The organism is Kitasatospora sp. NPDC059577 (assembly GCF_042735475.1).
GTDB lineage: Bacteria > Actinomycetota > Actinomycetes > Streptomycetales > Streptomycetaceae > Kitasatospora.
Map to the genome: position 1 here is coordinate 63,604 of NZ_JBHWBZ010000057.1, position 2,890 is coordinate 66,493.

The following is a 2,890-nucleotide window of genomic DNA, read 5'->3' on the forward strand; positions in this document are numbered from 1 at the left end:
CTCTAGTGAGCGCGCTCCAGTCTCGATGCATCCTCGAGATCGAGCTACCGCTTCTGTCCACCCACACACCGCCACCCACCCACCCCAAACCACCGAGCTCACAAGGAGCAGCCGATCGGTCGCCCGGCGCGCGCCTTCTCAGGTGAGGGTGGCGTCGAGGAAGGCGCGCCAGGCGGCGTGAACGCGCTCGGTGTGGGAGCCGTCGCCGTCACTGCCGTCACCGTCGTGGCTGCCGTCGCTGTCGTCTTCGTCGGCGGCGAGGAGGTCGAGCAGCAGCCCGCGGAGGACGGCGAGCACCACGGTGGGGTTCGCCCCGGTGCCGGCCAGGACGCGGCCCAGGGGCGGCAGCCACTCGTCCAGTGAGGTGGTGCCGAAGTCCCGCCAGGGCCCGGAGCGGCCGAAGGCGCGGACGTACCCTTCGAAGAACAGGCGTAGCGCGCCCCGGTGCCCGGGGTCCGTCAGCCACTCCCAGAGCAGGTCGAGGGTCGCGCGGGCGCTGCCGCCCTCGATCTCGGAGCGCTCCAGCAGCGCCAGCTGTTCGGCCCGGCCGACCGCCAGGACCTCCCGGATCAACTGCTCCTTCGACCCGAACAGGTACAGCAGCACACGCGGGCTGGAGCCGATCTCGGCCGCCAGCGGGCGCAGGGAGAGGTCGGACACGTTGTGCTCGGCGACGTAGCGGACGGTCGCGGCGAGGATCTCCTCGCGGCGCGGCGACGGACGGGAAGGCGCATTGGCGGGGGCGGACACGTGGACTATCGTTCCACTGAAACGAGTGTTTCAGTGAAAGGGGATGCCGACATGGCCATCACCGCATCCGGGGTCGCGACCGTTCGCGAGGCCCTCCGCCCCGGAGACCTCGGCGCCGTCGCCGCGCTCCACGGCGTCCTCTACACCCGCGAGTACGGCATGGACGAGACCATGGAGGCCTACGTCGCCGCCGGCATGGCCGAGTTGGTCCTTGCCCGGGTCCGCGAACGCGACGCGGCACCCGGCCGGCTGTGGGTCGCCGAACTCGACGGCCGGGTGGTCGGCGCCACCGGTCTCGTCAGGTCCGAGGAACGCCCGGGCTGGGGCCAGCTCCGCTGGGTGCTCCTCGACCCGGCCGCCCGGGGGCTGGGCCTGGGACGGCGGATGCTGGAGACGGCCCTCGTCGAGGCCCGCGCCCGCTCGTACGAGGGCGTCCTGCTGTGGACCGTCGCCGGCCTCGACGCCGCCCACCACCTCTACGCGAAGGCCGGCTTCGAGGTCACCGTCTCCCGCCCGGCCCACAAGTTCGGCCTCGACACCGTCGAGCAGCGGATGGACCTGCGGTTCTGAGGGCGGCGCCGCCTGGAGGGACCGGCGCGGCCTGGAGGGATCGGTGCGGCCTGGAGGGATCGGTGCCGCTCTCCAGCCGTCCGCTCTCCCGCTGTCCCGGGGCGGGCGATGCCGGCGCAGGGCGGGGAGCCATGCGAGCACGGCCGGGTCCCTGACGTCGGCCCGGGAGAGGTCCGTGCCCCGCCGTGAGGCGCGCTTCGTCTGTAGCGTGTTTGCCGTGGTTATTTGTGCTCAGGATCTCTGGCTGCCAGGGTGTGCGCCATGAAGATCACGATCACCGTGGAGAATCCGACCCCCGAGGTGCTGGAGAAGCTGCTCGCCCTCGCCGCCATGCCGGCCGCCGTCGTGACCGCGGTGGCCGACGACCGCTGGACCCCGGAGCGGGCCCGCTCGTACTACGACCGCCTGCCGCCGAGGGCGCAGCAGATCCTGCTCCAGATCGTCGAAGGCGAAGGCGAGTGTGCCGCGGAACAACTGAAGGCGAACGGCCGGAGCCTGCGGGGATCCACCGGCGCCTTCCGCCGGGTGCTCTCGGAGGGCAAGCGAACCGGCCTCTGGCCGGAGGCCCTGCCCGTACCGGTGGTGTCCCATGTCGTCGGCGGGCAGCTCAAGAAGATCGAGATGCCGGGGCACGGTACGGAACGGTACGTCCTCCCGGTCTTCGCAGAAGGGCTGGGCGAGCTGCGGAGCGGCGACTGAGAAGGGCCTGCGGTGATCTGGCCCTGGCCGTCCGGTCCTTGTGACGACCACGGCGGTTCCCTCCGGAATCGGTGCTTTCCGGTTGCCCGTCACCGCCTGGGACGAGACGCGGTGAGGGGCCGTCACGCCGGCGTGTCGGGGTGAAACGAGGGCATGACGTCCCCGCCCCGCATGATCGCCGTCTGTTACACACTGGTGACGATCCGTCGACAACTGATGTCCGGTACATGGCGTCTCTATGGGTGGCAGAGCCCGAATCGCGGCATCGACGCCTTCGGGCCGAACAACCACCTCCCCTCGAAAGGGGTGCACCCGTGATCGCCTCCAAGCGGAACCACCTGCGCCTGGCCGCCGTGACCACCCTCGCCGTGCTCTCCCTCGGGCTGGCGGGCACCGCCGTGGCCGCCACCCCCGTCGCCACCACCAGCGCCGCCCAGCCCGCGGCCGTCGTGCAGTCGGCCGCCGCGCAGCCGGTCGTCGTGCAGGCGGACGCCGCGCAGGCCGGGATCACCGCCAAGCCGTCGGTGTCCTCCGTCCAGGCGTGGCAGCTGTTCCGTGTCACCGGCACCACCACCGGCCTCAAGGCGGGCAGCACCGTGACCCTGCAGCAGAAGCAGCACGGCGCCTGGGTCACGCTGCCCGCCTCCGTCCACACCACCCGCACCGGTTCCTACTCGCTCGGCGTGAAGCTCGGCCTCAAGGGCCTGAACGAGCTGCGCATCATCAGCGGGAGCACCGCCTCCCCGGTCTTCACCGTCACCGTGCGCTGACCCATCAGCCCATCAGCCCGTCAGCCCATCAACCCATGGGCCATGGGTTGATGCTGTCTCTTAAACACATCAGACGCAGCCCACGAAAAGAGAGGAGAAGA

4 protein-coding genes are annotated in these 2,890 nt (G+C 71.1%); 3 read left to right on the forward strand and 1 reads right to left on the reverse strand.

The features are described 5' to 3' along the window. Positions 1–138: 138 nt before the first annotated feature. Positions 139–750, reverse strand: a complete 612-nt coding sequence (locus tag ACFV0O_RS32670) for a TetR/AcrR family transcriptional regulator (RefSeq protein ID WP_380347382.1) — start codon at positions 748–750, stop codon at positions 139–141. Between the two features lie 51 nt (positions 751–801). On the opposite strand from ACFV0O_RS32670, the gene ACFV0O_RS32675 reads away from it, so the two are divergent. The 3 genes from ACFV0O_RS32675 (at position 802) to ACFV0O_RS32685 (ending at position 2,789) form a co-directional block, all read left to right on the forward strand. Next, a complete protein-coding gene (locus tag ACFV0O_RS32675) occupies positions 802–1,320 on the forward strand; it encodes a GNAT family N-acetyltransferase (protein WP_380347383.1) in 519 nt (172 codons plus the stop codon). A 261-nt stretch (positions 1,321–1,581) separates the two neighbouring features. Then, positions 1,582–2,019: a hypothetical protein gene (locus ACFV0O_RS32680; protein ID WP_380347384.1), complete on the forward strand. Its 438-nt coding sequence runs from the start codon at positions 1,582–1,584 to the stop codon at positions 2,017–2,019. A 314-nt stretch (positions 2,020–2,333) separates the two neighbouring features. Continuing rightward, a complete protein-coding gene (locus ACFV0O_RS32685) occupies positions 2,334–2,789 on the forward strand; it encodes a hypothetical protein (protein ID WP_380347385.1) in 456 nt (151 codons plus the stop codon). Positions 2,790–2,890: the final 101 nt, after the last annotated feature.